Genomic DNA, 15956 nt, shown 5'->3' with positions numbered 1-15956 from the left:
TCATCCCCCCTCGCACAGCGGGTCGTCCACCGGCGGCTCCGGCTGCGGCGGCACCGGGACCGGGGCGGTGGCGGGCGGGGTGACCAGGTCCACCAGGTCGTCGAGGTCGTCCTGCGCGAAGGAGTCGCTCGCGTCCCTGAGGCGGGCGCCAGCGCCCTTGGCCCCGAGGAGTTCGTCGAAGGCGTCCGTTTCCGCCTGTCCCATGTCGGCGAGGGTTTTGGTGCCGTCGAAGAAGGCCTTCAGCGCGGCGGCCGCGTCCAGCGAGGGCGGCAGGCAGAAGCGCAGGGCGAGCAGCCACCACAGCTGGAAGAGGAACACCACGATCGGCAGGAACATGCTGAACACGAAGAACGCCACGATCATGAAGATTTCGAGGGCGAAGATGCAGGTCCGCGGGGAGGTGCCGACCACCGAGCCACCGCTCGGCGTGCCGCCGCCCGGATCGAAGGACATCTGCGAGCCGGGCGGGCTGGTGATCGCGACCCCGCCGGGGCCGGGCGGTGCGGCGGCCCGGGCGGCCACCGCCCGGAAGTCGGGCATGGTGATGGAGATCTTCCGGTTCTTGGTGCCCTCGGGGTCGAAGAACGACGCGAGCCGGAACGGCTCGGTGGGCTTGCTCCAGGAGATCTGCGGCGGGCAGTGCTCGTGGCCCGGCCGCGGGGCGCGCCGTACGAAGCAGCGCAGTTCGTACACGGAGCGGTCGTCGAGCTTGGGGGCGCCCTGGTCGTCGTGGTCGGCAGAGGAAGTCGGCACCACGCCGAACCACAGCGACCGCTCCGGCGGGGGCGATCCGTGCGTGCAGTCACCCGAGCGGGCGGGCAGCCGCCACATCGGCAGCTCCTGCTCCCGGTCCTCGGGGCGGCCCGCCGCCGGCGGTTCCCCGAGCCGGCGCCACTGTCCGCCCGCGGCGCCCGCCATCCACGCCTGGGTCTCCTTCTTCAGGTTGACCTGGCCGAGGAGTGCGCGGTTGCCGTCCTCGAAGGCCGTACGGTGCTCCAGGTCGGCCCACAGCACGTCCTGGGCCTCCGACACGTACGGGCCCGTATCCGAGCCCGTCTGCCTCCCGGCCGCGAGCAGCTCGGCCGTCAGCCGGCGGGTGAGCGTGCGCAGCACCTTCGGCGGCGCGTCCGTCTCCACGTGGCGCCGGCGCATCACGAACCCCACGTCGAGGCCTTCCGCGGACTGCGGGCGGGGCAGCCCGGGCCGGTCGCAGAACAGCTCGACGACGACCGCGTAGAACCGCTCGTGGCTGGGCTGGTAGAGCTTGCGCAGCCGGGTGCGCACCAGCTGGTGGGTGGCGAACCGGGCCCGGCCCGGGCCGCGGTCGGCGAGGGCGACGGGCACCGGGAACGACCAGACGTCCTCGTCGGGATCGAAGCGCAGCGAGTCGCGCGGGTCCTCCACGAGCGCCCGTACGAACTCGGCGGAGGCGTACTTCTGCAGCGCGGGCGGGTGCGCCGAGGGGTCGAAGCGGTCGAAGTGCCCCCGCTCGCAGGCGTACCAGGGGGCGAGGACCTTGAAGCCGTGCTCGGCGGCGGTCACCAGATGTTCCCTGCGCCGGGGGTGTAGGCCGGGGAGATCACCACTTGCTCGGTGACCAGCGTTCCGCATTTCACCAGGCCGCTGAAGGTGGACAGCGGGGCGTTCACCGCGACCACGGGCGCCTTGACGTCGACGGACACGTTCGCCTGGACCTCCACGGCCGTCGGCGTCAGCCGGACCACGCAGCCGCCGCTGTGCCGGATCGTCACCTGCCGGCCGGCGTCGTCGAGGGTCACCTCGTGGCCCGACGCCATCGTGATCCGCACCTTGGCCGCGCCCCGGGTGTCGTCGAACTCCAGCCGGCTGTCCGCCCTCGACCGCAGGGCGCGCAGGTTGTTGGCGTCCTGCGGCTCGTACGGCAGGGCGGTGCGGCCGTTCCAGGCCGCGCCGAGGACGTACGGGCGGCGCGGGTTGCCCGCCTCGAAGGCGACGACGACCTGGCTGCCCACCTCGGGCAGCACCAGCAGGCCCTGCTCGTCGTCGGCGTACGGGGAACAAAGCGTGGCCCAGGCGCGTACGTCGCGGTCCCCGTCCTTGCCGAGCCAGGGGAAGCGCACCTCGACGCGGCCGAGCCGTTTCTCGTCCACGATGTCGGTGACGAACGCCGGGTAGACGCCGAAGTATCCGGGAGCGGAGCCGTCCACGGGGGCGGGCAGGGACATCACACCACCTCGTTCAGGCTGGAGCGTTCGGCGTCGAAGCGGGTGCGGAAGCCGTGGTCCGCGTCGAAGGTGTGCCGGATCCGGGTGACGTGGTACCCCTCCCCCTCGAAGGGCGCGCCGACCGAGCGCAGGACGAGGCGCCCGCCGACGACGAGATCGGGGCTGCCGTTGGTGGTGCCCGCGACGGTCACGAACCGGCGCCCGCGGCGCAGCATTTCGGCGCGCGCCCAGCTCTCGGCCTCCTCGGCGGTCAGGGCGGCCTCCCGGACACGCAGGCTCGTGCCCGGCCCCAGCATCCGGGCCAGGAGTCGCGGCCCGGTGCGGCCGCCGGCCGTCTCCGCCTCGACCACCTCGGGGCCGGCCCGCTCGTCGACGACCTCGCGCCGGTCGGCGTCGTACCCGGTCACGACGACCTCGCTGCGCTGGTGGGCCAGGTCGGCGGCGAGCCGGACCGACATCAGCTCGCTGCCGTAGACGAGGGTCTGCGCGGTCGTGCCGCGGCTGCCCCGGGGGCGGAAGTGCAGGGTGCGGCCCGTCGCCCACAGCTCGGCCTGGACCAGCCGGGCCCGTTCCCGCAGGAAGGCGAGATCGCTCTGGTTGAGCTGCTGTACGACGTCGTAGCGGGGCCCGGGGACGTCGGCGTCGGCGCCGAGGCCGTGCTCGCGCGCCACCTCCTCGGCGACTCCCGCGTCGGTGGTGTCGTGGTACGTACGCATCCGCCGGGTCATCCGCAGCCGCATCAGCGCGTCCTCGGCGTGGACGAGGACGAGCGGCGGTTCGCCGTCGCCGAGGACGAGTTCCAGGCCGGAGACCACGCCTTCGAAGACGAACCGCTGGCGGGACTGCGGGCCCAGCGCCACCTTGAGGGCGCTGCCGAGGCCGACCGTGGACCCGTCGAGGTGCCGCAGCCGGTCCTGAGGGCCCTTGGCTCCGGCGCCGACGGCGAGGAAGTGCGCGCGCAGGGTGCGCAGTCCCTCGACGCCTTCGGTGACCTCCAGGCGTACGCAGTCCCGTGCGAGGTCCTTGACGAGTGCGCCGCCGACCTCGAAGACGGGCGATACGGTCGCGACCGCCGCCTCAGTCATCGAAGCCCTCCGCCGCCACGCGGGCGGCGAGCCAGGCGGCCCGTTCGCAGGCCTCGCGGTGGTGTTCGGCGGCCGCCCACCTCCCGCCGGTCCCGTCCGCGGCGGCGGCCGGCGGGGCGGCGCCGCCCGCGGGCACGACTTCGGTGTGCAGCTCTCCGATGTACACGCTCATGGCGGGCCTCCTCGCGGTGTCCACCTCAGGGTGGTCGGGCCCGCGTCACGGCCGCGTTGCTCACAGTCGGCGGCGGCCCGGCCGGGCCCGGCGGGCGGCAGCCGCTCCCAGGGGGCCGCTCCGGGATCGGGCGCCGGGATCTCCTCGCGCCGGGCCCGGTCGGCGAGGCTGCGGCCGCCGCCGGCCCGGACCTCGGCCAGCGTCGCGGGGTCGGCGCGGGCACGCAGCGGCACGCCCTGGCCGTAGCTGAGGGAGCGCCGGTCGGGGACCGGCGGCGGGGCGTACCGGGCCGGTCCGGGCAGGCCCGGTCCGCGTGCTCCGGCCGGTGCCGCGGCCGGCACCTCGAAGCTCTGGCGGGCCCGCTCGGTGGCGAAGTCCACTGCGGCGCCCACCACGGTGTCCGCCGAGGCGCCGATTCCGCCCCCGGCGCTGAGCACGAATCCGGCGAGCGCCGGATCCGCCCCGGGGGCGCCGCCCGCCGTCCCCGGTCCGCGGCTGCTCCCGGACTGCGGGCCCCCGGGCCCACCGCCCGTTCCCAGCGCAGCGCCAAGGCCCAGCGCAGCGGCCAGGCCCCCGACAGAGGTCGGCGCGGCGTCCCCGGCGAAGCCGGCCGAGAGGCTGATCCCCGCGGCCGCGCCGAACCCCGCCGAGACCTCCGCGCCCAGCTGTACGGAGGCCCCCGCGGCCAGGGTCAGCGGACTGTCGAGCCCGCTCATCGCGCCGCGCCAGGCCGCCGGGTCGAGCCCGAGCCGGGACAGCAGCTGCTGGGCGGACTCCCCGTCCCGGGCCTGGACGACCTTCTGGGGCCGGTTCGTGCCGGCCGAACCCGGCGCGGCGCCTGCCCCCTGGTCGCCGGCCTCGGTGGCGGCGCGGGCGTCGCGGGCGCCGGGGCCCTCGACATGGCCCTGGTACGCGAAATTCTGCTCGACGAGGGTCACCCCGACCTTGGCCCGCAGCGGGGTGCCGTCGGGGGCGAAGTGGTCGAGCTCCTCGTTGACCTGCGTGACGATGCCGTTGTAGCGGAGCGTGCCCCAGACGAAGCGGACGGCCGGCGGCGCGTCGGAGGTCTTCGCCGGAGGTTCGACGAACTGCCGTACCAGGGCGGTCCAGCGGCGCACGTCCACGTACTGTCCGCCGGAGCGCTGCTCGGCGGTGTCGAATTCCAGGTCGAAGGTGAGGGTCGAGGCCTCCTGCGCGGGATGCTGGACCTTCTGGCTCTTCGTGGTCGCCCCGCCCCGGTCGACGTTGTTGTTGCGGCTGATCCGCAGCGTGGCCGGGTTGAACTGCACGGCGAAGGGCCGGCTGCCCTCGGCCTCCCGGGCGAGGGGCGGCTGGTCCTTTCCCCGCTGGGCGACCACCGTGAGCTGCTGCAGGGTGGCGTGGACCAGGCCCGTCACGGGGTCCGCTCCAGGCGCAGGCCCTCGTGGGCGATGTGCAGTTCCTCCACGGCGATCTCTCCCGTCCTGGCGTTGAGCGTCGGCCCGGTGATCTTCAGCGGCAGTCCCCGGACGAACGTCCAGTGCGCGACGACGCGTCGGCCCGCGGGGTCGAGCACCTCCACGTCGCCGTCGTACCGGGGTACCGGAGCGCCGCCGGCGACCATCCCGTGCAGCCAGTCCCACAGGCTCGTGTCGGCGCTCCCGCCGTCGGCGGCGACGAGCATGCCCCGTTTGAGGACGATCGGCTGGAGCCTGACCCGCCCCACCCGGCGCACCACTTCGTCGTTCGCGCCGCCTTGCAGGTACTCGCGGACATCGGCCTCCAGGGCCAGCCCGGCGCATTCCTGGAACCCGCCGTCGCCGAGCCGTTCCGGGGCCCGGTCCGCCGCGCCGGGGTCCACCGCGCCCGGACCGGGCGCGCCGGCCTCGGACGGCGGCCGGGGGATGGGAGGAGGGGGCTCGGCGGTCCGGCCGGGCGCGGCGCTGCGGGTGAGCCGCACCCGGAACCTGAAGGTCTGTACGAGCTCGGGCACGCTCACCTCACGTCACCGCCACGGCGCCGTCGGCGTCCTGCGCGATCCGCAGGACGAGGTACTCCAGGGGCTGGGCCGGGGCCACGCCGATCTCCGCGACGAGCCGTCCGAGCCCTTGTGACCAGCCGGGGTTGAGGCGCTCGTCGCAGCGTACGAAGAAGGCCTCGTCCTCACTGTCGCCCGCGAACGCACCGCTGCGGTACAGCCCGCGCAGCAGCTGTACGACGGCTCCGCGCAGTGCGTCGCGCAGCTGCGGGGTGTGCGGCTCGAAGGCGAGTCCCTGGGCCTGCCGGTCCAGGACGAGCCGCAGCATGGTCATCAGCCGCCGCACGCTGAGCTGGACGTAGTCGGGGTCCCGGGAGAGGGTGCGGGCCGAGGCGAGCCGGTAGCCGGCGGGCTCGGCGCGGAACACGTCGATGCCGAGCAGGTGCAGCTCGTCGCAGTCGGCGTCGCCGAGACGCTGCGCGGCGGTCACGGCGTCGGCGGCCAGGGCGTTGGCCGGGCCCCAGGGCAGTCCGAGGCTCCGCTCGCGCCCGGCGATGATGCCGGCGGCGAATCCGGAGGGCGGGACCTGGACCGCCCGGCGGTCCGGGGGCACCCCCGGCGGTGGCTGGGGGAGGTCTTCGGGCCCGACGACGCCGAGCCAGGGGTGGTACGCGGCGGCGTACGTGCTGTCGAAGGCGGCGCGCCAGCGGGCGACGGCGCGGACGGGGAGACCGGGCGGCACGTCGAGGAGGGCCACGAACCGGCGCTGGCGCTCCGCCAGGGCGACGAGCCGCTGCTGGCGCCGCAGGATCTCGGGCAGCTGGGCGGCGCTGTCCAGGAGCAGGCCGCGGGGCCGGGCCGGGTGCAGGGTCAGGGGCGCGGGCGGCGGCGGGCAGGGCGCGAAGCGGGCGCCGACCTCCCGGGGCAGTGTCTCGGTGGTGGGGAGGGACTCGCCGTACTGCCAGAGCAGATCGGGTACGCAGAGCAGCGCGACCTCGGGGACCAGCGCCATCCGGTCCATGCCGACGGCCTCGGGGGATCCGGGGTCATCGGCGCTCTCGACGCCGCCGACGGGCAGCAGTTCGGCGGGGACCGGTCCCTGGAAGCTGTCGGCGCCGATGCCCTCGTAGCGGTCCGCGCCGGGGCGGACGGGGCGGGCGAGCGCGGAGCCGAGGTACACGTCGGGCGGCAGCAGTGCCCCGGGCCACGGCCCGTCGGGGGCCACCAGCAGGGATTCGGCGGCCAGGACGGAGGCGGCGTACCGGGGGTGCGCGGGGCCCAGGCCGAGCTCCGCGAACCGCTCCTGGCGGGGATACGCGGGGTCGCCGTCGGCCACGGTGACGGTGGCGGTGACGAGCTCGGCCTCGACGGTGACCGGCCGGGCTCCGGTACCGCCGGACCGGCCGCCGCCGGGTGGCCTGTCCAGCACCGCGACCCGGCTGCGCGCCCCGGACGCGTCCTGGCGCTCGGCCAGTTCCAGGATGCGGAAGAAGCCCCCGGCGGCCGGCAGCCCGGGCCCCCGTACCCGCAGCACGGAGCCGGGGGGCGGGATGCGCCCCTCGGGCAGGGCCAGGTCCCGGCCGGTCGCGGCGGTCTCGAACGGCGGGGCGGCGGTGAACTCCCAGCGCACCGAGAGCCGCCCGCCCCAGCTCCCCTCGTTCCGGGCGCGCAGCCCGATCTCGCAGGGCGCCCCGCTCCCGGGGTCGGCGCCGGGCGCGTCGGCGCGGGCCAGGGTGATCCGGTGCAGGGCGCAGGCCTCCTCGGCGGCGGGGTGCGGGGCGCGCGGCAGTGGCGCCACCCGCAGCACGTGGGCCCGGACCCCGCCCTGGGCGAAGAAGGCCCGCACCGCGTACGGGAGCAGCCCGGGGCCCTCGAAGCCGCCGAAGTACCGCTGGTAGTCGGTCCAGCGGTCGACGGCGACGGGCTCGTCGACGGGCCCGCGCGGTGCCACGCCGACGAATCCCGCGATGTCCAGGCGTACCGGCCGGAAGGAGGGCGGCGGCCGGCGGGCGTCCCGGTACACCCCGGGCGCCCCGAGGCGCAGTCCGGTGGATCCGGCGGGGCTCACCTGATTCCTCCCAGGACGCTCCGGCCTTCAGGCCGGGGAAGAATGGGTTCTTGGAGCGGAGCCGCGGAGCGGCGGAGTTCTCTGCAAATCTGCTCTGACCTGCACTCTCTTCCGTTGTCAGTGGGGGCTGTTAGGTTGCGGTCATGACGACGACACCGCTGGCCGACGACGTGACCTGGCGCGCCCGGTACACGTACCGGCTTCGTGTGTCGTCCACCGCGGTTGTCGGCCTCGAAGCCGACTGGGCGCGGTGCCGGTGGGTGTGGAACGAGTGCGTGGCGGTGTCCCGCAAAGTCCACGCCCTCGACAAAAACGCCGAACAGAAGATCACGTGCGGTCCGGCGCAGCTCGACAAGATGCTGACCGAGGCCCGCCGGTCGATGGCCTGGCTGCGTGAGGGTGCTTCGGTACCGCAGCAACAGACCATCCGGGACTTCGCGAAGTCCCGTGCCAAGGCGGTGAAGGACATCAAGGCGAAGCTGCCGGTGCGACAGCGGGCCGGGATGCCCCGGATCAAGCGGAAGCGGGAGGCCGCGCCGTCGCTGAACTACACGCGGCGCGGGTTCTCGATCAAGGACGGTCGTCTGCACCTGGCGGGCGGGATCGTGCTGACGGTCGTGTGGTCGCGTGACCTGCCGTCCGACCCCACCAGCGTGCGTGTGTACCGGGACAGCCTCGGGCACTGGTACGCGTCGTTCGTCGTGACGGTCGAGACGCATCCACTGCCGGACACCGGCGCGGTGATCGGTGTGGACTGGGGCGTGAAAGAGACCGCCACCACCACCTCCGACGCCCACGATCTCCCGCACACCGAGCACGGGAAGACGGCGGCCTCGAAGCTGACCCGCTATCAGCGGATGATGGCCCGCCGTGCGACGCCCAAGAACCGGCCCGACACTGCCGGGTACCGCAAGGCCCGGAAGGCTGCGGCGAAGGTGTCGAAGAAGATCGCCCGTCAGCGGCAGGACACTGGCCGCAAGTGGGCCAAGACGGTCGTCCGGGACTTCGACCACCTCGCCGTGGAAGACTTCCGGCCGCGCTTCCTCGCGAAGTCCACGATGGCCCGCAAGGCGGCCGATGCCGCGATCGGCGCCACCAAGACGGCGCTGATCGAGCAGGCCCGCAAGCACGGCCGGAACCTGCACCTTGTGCACCCCGCGCACACCACCATGGACTGCGCACAGTGCGGAGCGAGAACCAAGCACGCACTCCCCCTTTCCGAAAGGACGTATACGTGCACCGCTTGCGGAGTCTCGTCTCCCAGGGACAAGAACTCCGCCCGCGTGATGCTCGTCCGGGCTGGTCTCAACCCGGCTAGTGCTGATCTTGTAAGACCCGCCCCCTGCCAGGGGTCAGGCATAGTGAGCTAGGAATCCCCGCCTGCAGAGCGGGGAGGTTCAAAGCGACTGGAAGTCGATGCGCTCGGCGACGAGGTGGAGTTCCTCCATCGCGACCTCGCCGCCGCCCTTGCCCGTGAGGGTGGGGCCGACCCACTTCTTCGGCTGGGCGGCGCGCAGCACCCAGGCGCAGACCGGTTGACGTCCCTCGTCGTGCAGGGTGACGGTGACGGTGCGGGCGTCGTACGCGCCCTCGCGGGTGGCCTTGATCCAGTTGAAGAGCCGCAGGTCGCCGATGATGCCCCGTTTGAGGGTGACGTCGTTCGTCGTATTGGTGTTGGCGATCTTGCGGACGTGGTTCTCGGCGTCGTTGCCGTTGCGGTACTCGGAGAACTTCACCTCGTTCCCGGCTCCGCTGAAGTCGGAGAAGCCGCCGGCGATCTGGTCCTCGCCGCCGGTGTCGCCGAGCTTGACGAGGAAGTTGAAGGCTCCGTAGGGGTTGTTGCGCGTGGCCATGGGTGGTCTCCCGCTCTCCTGGGCGCGTCGGCGTGCGTGTCTGCGTCGGTGTGGGCGCCGGCGTGGGTGTCAGCTGCGCTGCGCGTCAGCCGTGAACTGTCCGATGCGGAACACGACGAACTCGGCGGGGTAGGTGGGTGCCACGCCGATCAGGCAGATCAGCCGCCCGTTGTCGAGGTCGTTCTGGGTCATGGTGGTGCGGTCGCAGCGGACGAAGAAGGCCTCCTCGGGCTTGGTGCCGAGCAGGGCACCGGTCCGCCAGACGGCGATCAGGAAGTCCTCGACGGTCTGGCGGACGGAGGCCCACAGCCGCTCGTTGTTCGGCTCGAACACCGCCCACTGGGTGGACTTCTCGATCGAGTGCTCCAGGTAGATGAAGAGCCGGCGCACGTTGACGTACTTCCACTCCGGGTCCGAGCTCATCGTCCGGGCGCCCCATACGCGCCGGGCCCGGCCCTCGAAGAACCGCAGGGCGTTGACGCCTTCGGGGTTGAGGACGGCCTGCCGGTCGTAGGTCACGTTGGTGGTGAAGTCGTTGATGCCGAGGAGGACTTCGTTGGCCGGGGCCTTGTGCACACCGCGCTCGACGTCGCTTCGGGCGTAGACGCCGGCGACGTATCCGGACGGCGGCACGTCGATGACCGGCGGCGGTGCGCCCGGGTCGGGGCGGCGGCTCGGGTCGGTGATCCGGACCCACGGGTAGTAGAGGGCGGCGTACTTGGTGTCGAACTGGGCGCGGAATCGGCGCACTTCGGAGAGCGAGCTGTCGCGGGGCGGGTCGACGATCGCCATCCGGTAACGCAGCCGCTCGCAGTGCCCGATGAGGAGGTCCACGGCGGTCTTCTGCTCGCCGGTGCCCAGGGTGACGGTGTCCGGGAGGGCGACGATGGCGATGTCGTCGATCTCGGCGAGCGCGCCGAGCCCGCGGGCGGGATCCGTGAGGCTGTCCGGATTGGCCTCCTTGCCACCCAGGTCCTTCGCCGCCAGCTCCAGCCCGTCGCCTCCGCGGGTCAGGTGGGTGCCGGGCTGCCCGAGGGAGAGGAGGGCGTCGAGCCGGGCGCCGGGGGGCGGCGGCGGCGCTGCCGCCGCGGGCTTCACGGTGTCCAGCCAGACGAGGGAGAACTCGTCGGCCGGATCGGCGGCCTGGAGTACGTTGCCCACCGAGCGCGGGTGCCGGTCGTCGAGCTCCAGCTCGTTGTACACGTCGACGCGGTCGCCCAGGCGTACGGTGACTGCGAGCGTCAGATGGAAGGCGGCGGTTCCGGCCGCGACGGGCTCGAAATCGCTCTCGCCCTTCAGATACCCGAGGACTCCGTCGGCACGGCGGATGACGGTCCTGACCTGGTCGCGCACCGGCGGTGTGTCGTCGGTGAGGGACGGCACCGCCCCGCCGCTCAGTTGGACGACCTCCACGGCGGCGCCCTGCTGCACGCCGGTGAGCCGGGGCACTCCGTCGCTGCCGGCGACGAGGATGTTCTTGCCGCGCCGGAAGGTCACCGCGACGGCGATCCCGGCGCCCGCGGAGCCCGGCCAGCGGGCCCGCCAGTACAGCAGCGGGGTGCCCTGTGCGGGGACGGGCAGGGAGGCGAAGTTGGCGTCGACGGCGGGGGGTGCGTCCTCGGCGGCGCTCGTACGGACGAACGGGAAGACCCGGGACACGTAGAGCCGGCGCCCGCCGTTGGCGAAGAAGGCGCGGGCGGCGAGGGCGAGTTGGCAGGCCTCCTCGCCGATCTTCAGCCCGCCGAAGGCCCGTTCGTACTCGGTGAAGCTGGTGACGAGCGCCGGTCCGGGCAGCACGGTGGGGCCGCCCGGCAGGATGTACGGCACGGGTCCGTACGCGGTCCGCCCGGCCATGCCGAACGTGCTGGTCGGCACGCCCTCGATGGACCGTGAACGGAAGCTGGTCTCCTCGACGTAGACGCCGGGGGTCAGGTACTCGGGCATGTACGGGTCTCCTCGGTCACGGGTCAGGCGGTGCTGTGGGGCAGGTCGGCGGCGTGGACCACCTGGCCGACGGTGAGCGTGCGGACGGTGTCCGCGACGGCGGTGCGGTACCCGGCCGGGCGGGCGGTGCCGCGCAGCACCTCGTTGTCGAGGTCCTGTGGGCGGGGCGGGTTGGCGCTGCGGACGATCGGCTCGGCGACGAGGTCCGCCAGCGGATCGGCCTGCCGGTCCGCGAGCGGGTCGGGGGCGTGCGTGCGCAGCGCGACGGCGAACCGGGACGGCGCCGGGTACGGGAGCACCCCGACCCCGTCGATCAGCAGCAGCACCTGGCCGTGCTCGTCGCCGTGGGCCCAGCCGAGCGGGACGCCGCCGGGGCCGAAGGCGTCCACCCGCGGCCAGCGCACGGGGGTGCCGGCGGTGTCCGGGCGGATGACGCGGAACCGGAGGCCGGTCGTGCCCTGCGGTACGGGGTAGCCGGGCCCGGGCAGCAGCCAGGGGACCAGCAGCCGGGCGTCGGCGCGGACATGGGGTGCGGTGGGCGGCCGGTCATCGGAGCCGGAGACTTCGGCGCGGGTCCACAGCGGTACGGAGAAGCGGCGCGGGATCCAGCGGCGGGCGGGGTCGTCGACGCGTACGGTGACGGCGGCGGGCAGGCCGCCGGCGGTTTCGTGGCGCAGCACGAATCCGGTGGCGCCGTGCCCTTCGAGCGACCGGACGAGGTCTTCCCCGCCCTGTCGGCGCCCGGGGACGGGGCGGTTCTCGAAGCCCACGCGCAGCCCCGGCCCGGCCGCGGCGCGGCTCCTGGCGTCGAGCGGCCGGACGGCCAGCGCGAGCCGGTGCAGTACGTCGACCACGCCGGCCTCCACCGTGATCCGCCGGTCCGGCCCGCCGGGTCCGGGCCCGTCCGCCGCCGGCGTCATCGGAGCGGCTCCCGCGCCGCCCCGGCGGTGACGACGGTGACCTCGCCCGCGGCGGGCCCGGCCGGCCCGTCGATCCGGATGACCCGGGCGACGTAGGGCAGGCAGAGCCGGTAGTCGGTGGTCATCGCCTGGAAGGCCTCGCTCATCGAGTCCATCGCCAGTTCGTCGGGGACGATCTGCACCGAGTCCCCGGCGAGCCAGCCCCCGCTCGGGTGCAGCAGGGGCCCGGTGAGCGGGCCCTCACTCTCCAGGATCCGGGCGACGAGGCCGAGCCATTCGAGCTCCGCCTCCACGAACTGGTCCCAGGCGGCGATCATCAGGTGCATCCGCAGCGGCAGCCGGGGCAGCCCGTCCTGGGCCGCCATCGCCGCCAGCGCGGGCCGGGTCTCGCGGTCGATGCTCAGGCGGTAGCAGTAGACGGACACCGCCGGATTGCGGATGACGGAACCCGGGGTGTCCACCTTGTCGAAGTCGACGGGCCCGGCGAGGACGGCCTCCGGGCAGCGCCCCACGGGGATCTCCTCGGCGAACCGCCGGTTGAGCAGCGCGACGACGCTGCGCCCCACGGCGGCGAGTGCCCGGTATCCAGCCATGGGCCGATGCTGCGGCTCCCCGCGTCACGGGGGCGTTGCGCCGGGGAGCGGCGGCGATGGCCGCGACGAACCGGTGACACCGCCCGGCCCACACTCGGGTGCGCCTGCCCCCTCACCGAGGAGAGCCCATCATGAGCAGCACCTCTCACCACCACCCGGCCGGCACCGGTACGGGCGGCGGCTGCGATCCCGGCGCGATCGACGAACTCGCCTGCGTTGCCGCGGGCATCCAGCGCCGGGCCGAGGTCACCCAGGAACACCTTCCCCAACTTCGGGAATTCCAGGAGAAGTTCAACAGCGCCCGGACCGAGTACACCAAGGCCCGGCTGGCCGCGAAGACCGATCTGGACGAGGCGGCGGCGACGCTCGGCAAGGTCCGCGAGCAGATCCGCTGCCGTGTCACCCACGAGCAGCGCCACTGTCTCCAGCAGGCCGTCGACAAGGTCTTCGACGACATCCGCAGGTGCACGGGCGGCTGGGGCTGCTGCGTGGACGACTGCGGGTGCGTGTTCGACGACTCGGTCGGCGGGGACGACACGGTCGCCACCCTCGCGGCGCGCATCGCCCGGTACACGGCGGACACCGTCAAGGCCGCGGCCTGCTTCACCGGCCTGGACGGCGAGCTGACGGCGCTGCCCGAACGCGCGGCGAAGATCAAGACGGAGGCGGCCCAGCTGCTGACGGACGTCTGCGACGCGGTCCTGGGCAAGGACGTCGTACGCCTCTACGCGCGCCTGCTGGTGCTGCTCCGCCGCATCACGGAGGCCTGGCGGGGCTTCGGAAGCGTCTCCGAGTTCGTCGACTGCCTGTGCAAGGCCCTGCTGTGCGTCCTCAAGGGCTGGCAGGCGATCGCCGTACTGGAGGGCGCCCGCGCCGAGCTGCTCTGCAAGGAGGAGACGCGCGCGAAGGCGTGCGAGCGCAAGCAGAAGGAGACGGTCGAGGAGGTGATGGCGGAGTACACCCGCCTGTGCCCCCCGTGCACACCGTGCGCCCCGCACGCCGACGAGGCCGAGGAGGGGGACCCGGACGACGACCGGACCACCGACGCGGCCTGACCTCCGGTGCCTCTCCCCGGCGGGCGGCCCGGGCTACTGCCAGTCGTCCCAGGGCGGGTCCGTCTCGTCGAAGTCGAAGGGCGGTTCCTCGTCGGCGTGCGGGGCCATGGGCTCCGGCGGCACCCCCCGGGCCGGCGGGGCCGGCACGGACGGGGGCTCTGGGGTGCCCGGGCCCGTCTCGGCCAGGGTGGCGAGGATCCCCTCGGCGTACTTGGCGAGCTTCGCCTCGCCGACACCGCTGATCGTGCCCAGCTCCGGGGCCGTGGCGGGCAGCCGGGTCGCGATCTCCCGCAGTGTCGCGTCGTGGAACACCACGTACGCCGGAACGCCCTGCTCGCGTGCGGTCGCGGCACGCCAGGCGCGCAGCGCCTCGAAGACCGGCACGGCCGCCGCCGGCAGGTCGACGGGAACGCGCCCGGCCTTCCCGGAGCCCGAGCCGGACGCCTTGCGGGACGCCGCGGCAGGCGCCGCCTCCTTGCGCATCGGGACGGTGCGGCGGCCGCCCAGCACCTCGCCGCTGGCATCCGTGAGCACCAGCGTCCCGTACTCGCCCTCGACCGCGAGCAGCCCCGAGGCCAGCAGCTGCCGTACGACCCCGCGCCACTCCGCGGTGCCCAGGTCCGCCCCGACCCCGAAGACCGACAGCGCGTCGTGGTCGAACTGGATGACCTTGGCCGTCTTCTTGCCCTGCAGGATGTCGATGATCTGGCCGGCGCCGAACTTCTGCCGCCGCTCCTTGGCCAGCCGCCACACCGTGGACATCAGCTTCTGCGCCGCGACCGTGCCGTCCCAGGACTCGGCCGGCGTCAGGCACGTGTCGCAGTTCCCGCACGGCCCGGCCGCCTCGCCGAAGTACGCCAGCAGCCGCACCCGGCGGCAGTCGACCGTCTCGCACAGCGCGAGCATCGCGTCGAGGTGCCCGGCCAGTGAGCGGCGGTGCGTCTCGTCGCCCTCGGAGCCCTCGATCATCTTGCGCTGCTGCACCACGTCCTGGAGGCCGTACGCGAGCCACGCCGTGGCGGGTTCGCCGTCGCGGCCGGCACGGCCGGTCTCCTGGTAGTAGCCCTCGACCGACTTCGGCAGGTCCAGGTGCGCCACGAAGCGCACGTCCGGCTTGTCGATACCCATGCCGAACGCGATCGTGGCGACCACCACGATCCCGTCCTCCCGCAGGAAGCGCGCCTGGTTCGCCGCGCGCGTGCGGGCGTCCATGCCTGCGTGGTACGCCACGGCGTCGATGCCGTGCTCCACCAGGAAGGCCGCCGTCTTCTCCACGGACGCCCGCGAAAGGCAGTAGACGACCCCGGCGTCGCCCTCGTGCTCGGTCCGGATCAGCTCCAGTAGCTGCCTGGTCGGGTTGTTCTTCGCGGCGATCCGGTACTGGATGTTCGGCCGGTCGAAGCTGGCGACGAAGTGCCGCGCCTCCCCCTCCGCCAGCCCCAGCCGGGCCGCGATCTCGGCGTGCGTCGCCTCCGTGGCCGTCGCGGTCAGCGCGATCCGCGGCACCTCGGGCCAGCGCTCGTGCAGCATCGACAGCGCGAGGTAGTCGGGCCGGAAGTCGTGGCCCCACTGGGCGACGCAGTGCGCCTCGTCGATCGCGAACAGCGACACCCTGCCCCGGTCGAGCAGCCGCTGCGTGCCCTCGGTGCGCAGCCGCTCCGGGGCCAGGTACAGCAGGTCCAGCTCGCCGGCGAGGAAGGCCTGCTCGACGGCCTGCCGCTCGTACGGGTCCTGGGTCGAGTTGAGGAAGCCGGCCCGGACCCCGAGCGCGGTCAGCGCGTCCACCTGGTCCTGCATGAGGGCGATCAGCGGCGAGATCACCACGCCCGTACCGTCTCTGACCAGCGCCGGGATCTGGTAGCAGAGCGATTTGCCGCCACCGGTCGGCATCAGTACGAGCGCATCGCCGCCGCCGGCCACGTGCTCGATGATCTGCTGCTGCTCACCGCGGAAGGAGTCGTATCCGAAGACGCGGTGCAGCACCTCCAGGGCATCGGGGGTCTCGGTGGGGGCGTCGACAAGGCTCATCCCAGAAGCCTAGCGACCTCCACGGACACACCCGGACGGTTCCGCCGGAAGCCCGCCTGACCCAGGGCCGCCTCGAA

General features: G+C 73.7%; 14 protein-coding genes. 2 read left to right on the top strand and 12 right to left on the bottom strand.

The window, feature by feature from the left end; translation table 11 throughout:
- From ABTY04_RS00145 to ABTY04_RS00115, 7 genes are read right to left on the bottom strand one after another with little or no spacing between them, the layout of a single operon-like run.
- Positions 1–1542, bottom strand: a complete 1542-nt coding sequence (locus tag ABTY04_RS00145; RefSeq protein ID WP_352211015.1) for a hypothetical protein — start codon at positions 1540–1542, stop codon at positions 1–3.
- On the bottom strand, positions 1539–2204 hold the full coding sequence (locus tag ABTY04_RS00140) for a phage baseplate assembly protein V (RefSeq protein ID WP_352211014.1): 666 nt from the start codon (positions 2202–2204) through the stop codon (positions 1539–1541). Before ABTY04_RS00140 ends, ABTY04_RS00145 begins: the two co-directional genes overlap by 4 nt.
- The gene (locus ABTY04_RS00135) at positions 2204–3289 is read right to left on the bottom strand and encodes a phage late control D family protein (protein ID WP_352211013.1); all 1086 of its coding nucleotides are present in this window, start codon (positions 3287–3289) and stop codon (positions 2204–2206) included. The genes ABTY04_RS00140 and ABTY04_RS00135 overlap by 1 nt, the downstream gene beginning before the upstream one ends.
- Positions 3282–3461, bottom strand: a complete 180-nt coding sequence (locus tag ABTY04_RS00130) for a hypothetical protein (protein WP_352211012.1) — start codon at positions 3459–3461, stop codon at positions 3282–3284. Before ABTY04_RS00130 ends, ABTY04_RS00135 begins: the two co-directional genes overlap by 8 nt.
- Positions 3458–4858: a CIS tube protein gene (locus ABTY04_RS00125; protein WP_352211011.1), complete on the bottom strand. Its 1401-nt coding sequence runs from the start codon at positions 4856–4858 to the stop codon at positions 3458–3460. Before ABTY04_RS00125 ends, ABTY04_RS00130 begins: the two co-directional genes overlap by 4 nt.
- Positions 4855–5439, bottom strand: a complete 585-nt coding sequence (locus tag ABTY04_RS00120) for a phage tail protein (RefSeq protein ID WP_352211010.1) — start codon at positions 5437–5439, stop codon at positions 4855–4857. The genes ABTY04_RS00125 and ABTY04_RS00120 overlap by 4 nt, the downstream gene beginning before the upstream one ends.
- A gap of 1 nt (position 5440) precedes the next feature.
- Positions 5441–7486, bottom strand: coding sequence for a hypothetical protein (locus ABTY04_RS00115; RefSeq protein WP_352211009.1), 2046 nt, complete (start codon positions 7484–7486; stop codon positions 5441–5443).
- Between the two features lie 143 nt (positions 7487–7629).
- On the opposite strand from ABTY04_RS00115, the gene ABTY04_RS00110 reads away from it, so the two are divergent.
- Positions 7630–8856 carry an RNA-guided endonuclease InsQ/TnpB family protein gene (locus ABTY04_RS00110; protein ID WP_352211008.1) on the top strand — a complete coding sequence of 409 codons (1227 nt, stop codon included), beginning with the start codon at positions 7630–7632 and terminating at the stop codon, positions 8854–8856.
- A 27-nt stretch (positions 8857–8883) separates the two neighbouring features.
- Here ABTY04_RS00110 and ABTY04_RS00105 read toward each other — a convergent pair whose 3' ends face one another.
- The 4 genes from ABTY04_RS00105 to ABTY04_RS00090 all read right to left on the bottom strand — a co-directional run bounded on the left by ABTY04_RS00105 (position 8884) and on the right by ABTY04_RS00090 (position 12796).
- The gene (locus ABTY04_RS00105; RefSeq protein WP_352211007.1) at positions 8884–9339 is read right to left on the bottom strand and encodes a phage tail protein; all 456 of its coding nucleotides are present in this window, start codon (positions 9337–9339) and stop codon (positions 8884–8886) included.
- A 69-nt stretch (positions 9340–9408) separates the two neighbouring features.
- Complete coding sequence (locus tag ABTY04_RS00100) at positions 9409–11283, bottom strand: phage tail sheath family protein (RefSeq protein WP_352211006.1); 1875 nt, start codon at positions 11281–11283, stop codon at positions 9409–9411.
- A gap of 23 nt (positions 11284–11306) precedes the next feature.
- Positions 11307–12203, bottom strand: coding sequence for a hypothetical protein (locus ABTY04_RS00095; RefSeq protein WP_352211005.1), 897 nt, complete (start codon positions 12201–12203; stop codon positions 11307–11309).
- Positions 12200–12796 (bottom strand): Pvc16 family protein, encoded by a 597-nt coding sequence (locus ABTY04_RS00090; protein WP_352211004.1) that lies wholly within the window; start codon positions 12794–12796, stop codon positions 12200–12202. The genes ABTY04_RS00095 and ABTY04_RS00090 overlap by 4 nt, the downstream gene beginning before the upstream one ends.
- Before the next feature lie 131 nt (positions 12797–12927).
- Between ABTY04_RS00090 and ABTY04_RS00085 the strand changes: the two genes are divergently transcribed.
- Entirely contained in the window at positions 12928–13851 is a 924-nt protein-coding gene (locus ABTY04_RS00085; protein ID WP_352211003.1) for a hypothetical protein, read from the top strand.
- A gap of 33 nt (positions 13852–13884) precedes the next feature.
- On the opposite strand, the gene recQ is transcribed toward ABTY04_RS00085, so the two are convergent.
- Positions 13885–15879, bottom strand: coding sequence for a DNA helicase RecQ (gene recQ, locus ABTY04_RS00080; RefSeq protein WP_352211002.1), 1995 nt, complete (start codon positions 15877–15879; stop codon positions 13885–13887).
- Between the last annotated feature and the right edge of the window lie 77 nt (positions 15880–15956).

This window comes from Streptomyces sp. NPDC097981 (assembly GCF_040302565.1).
Taxonomy (GTDB): Bacteria; Actinomycetota; Actinomycetes; order Streptomycetales; family Streptomycetaceae; genus Streptomyces.
Note: the sequence above shows the minus strand (reverse complement) of the source record. Positions and strands in the feature narration are given on the sequence as shown.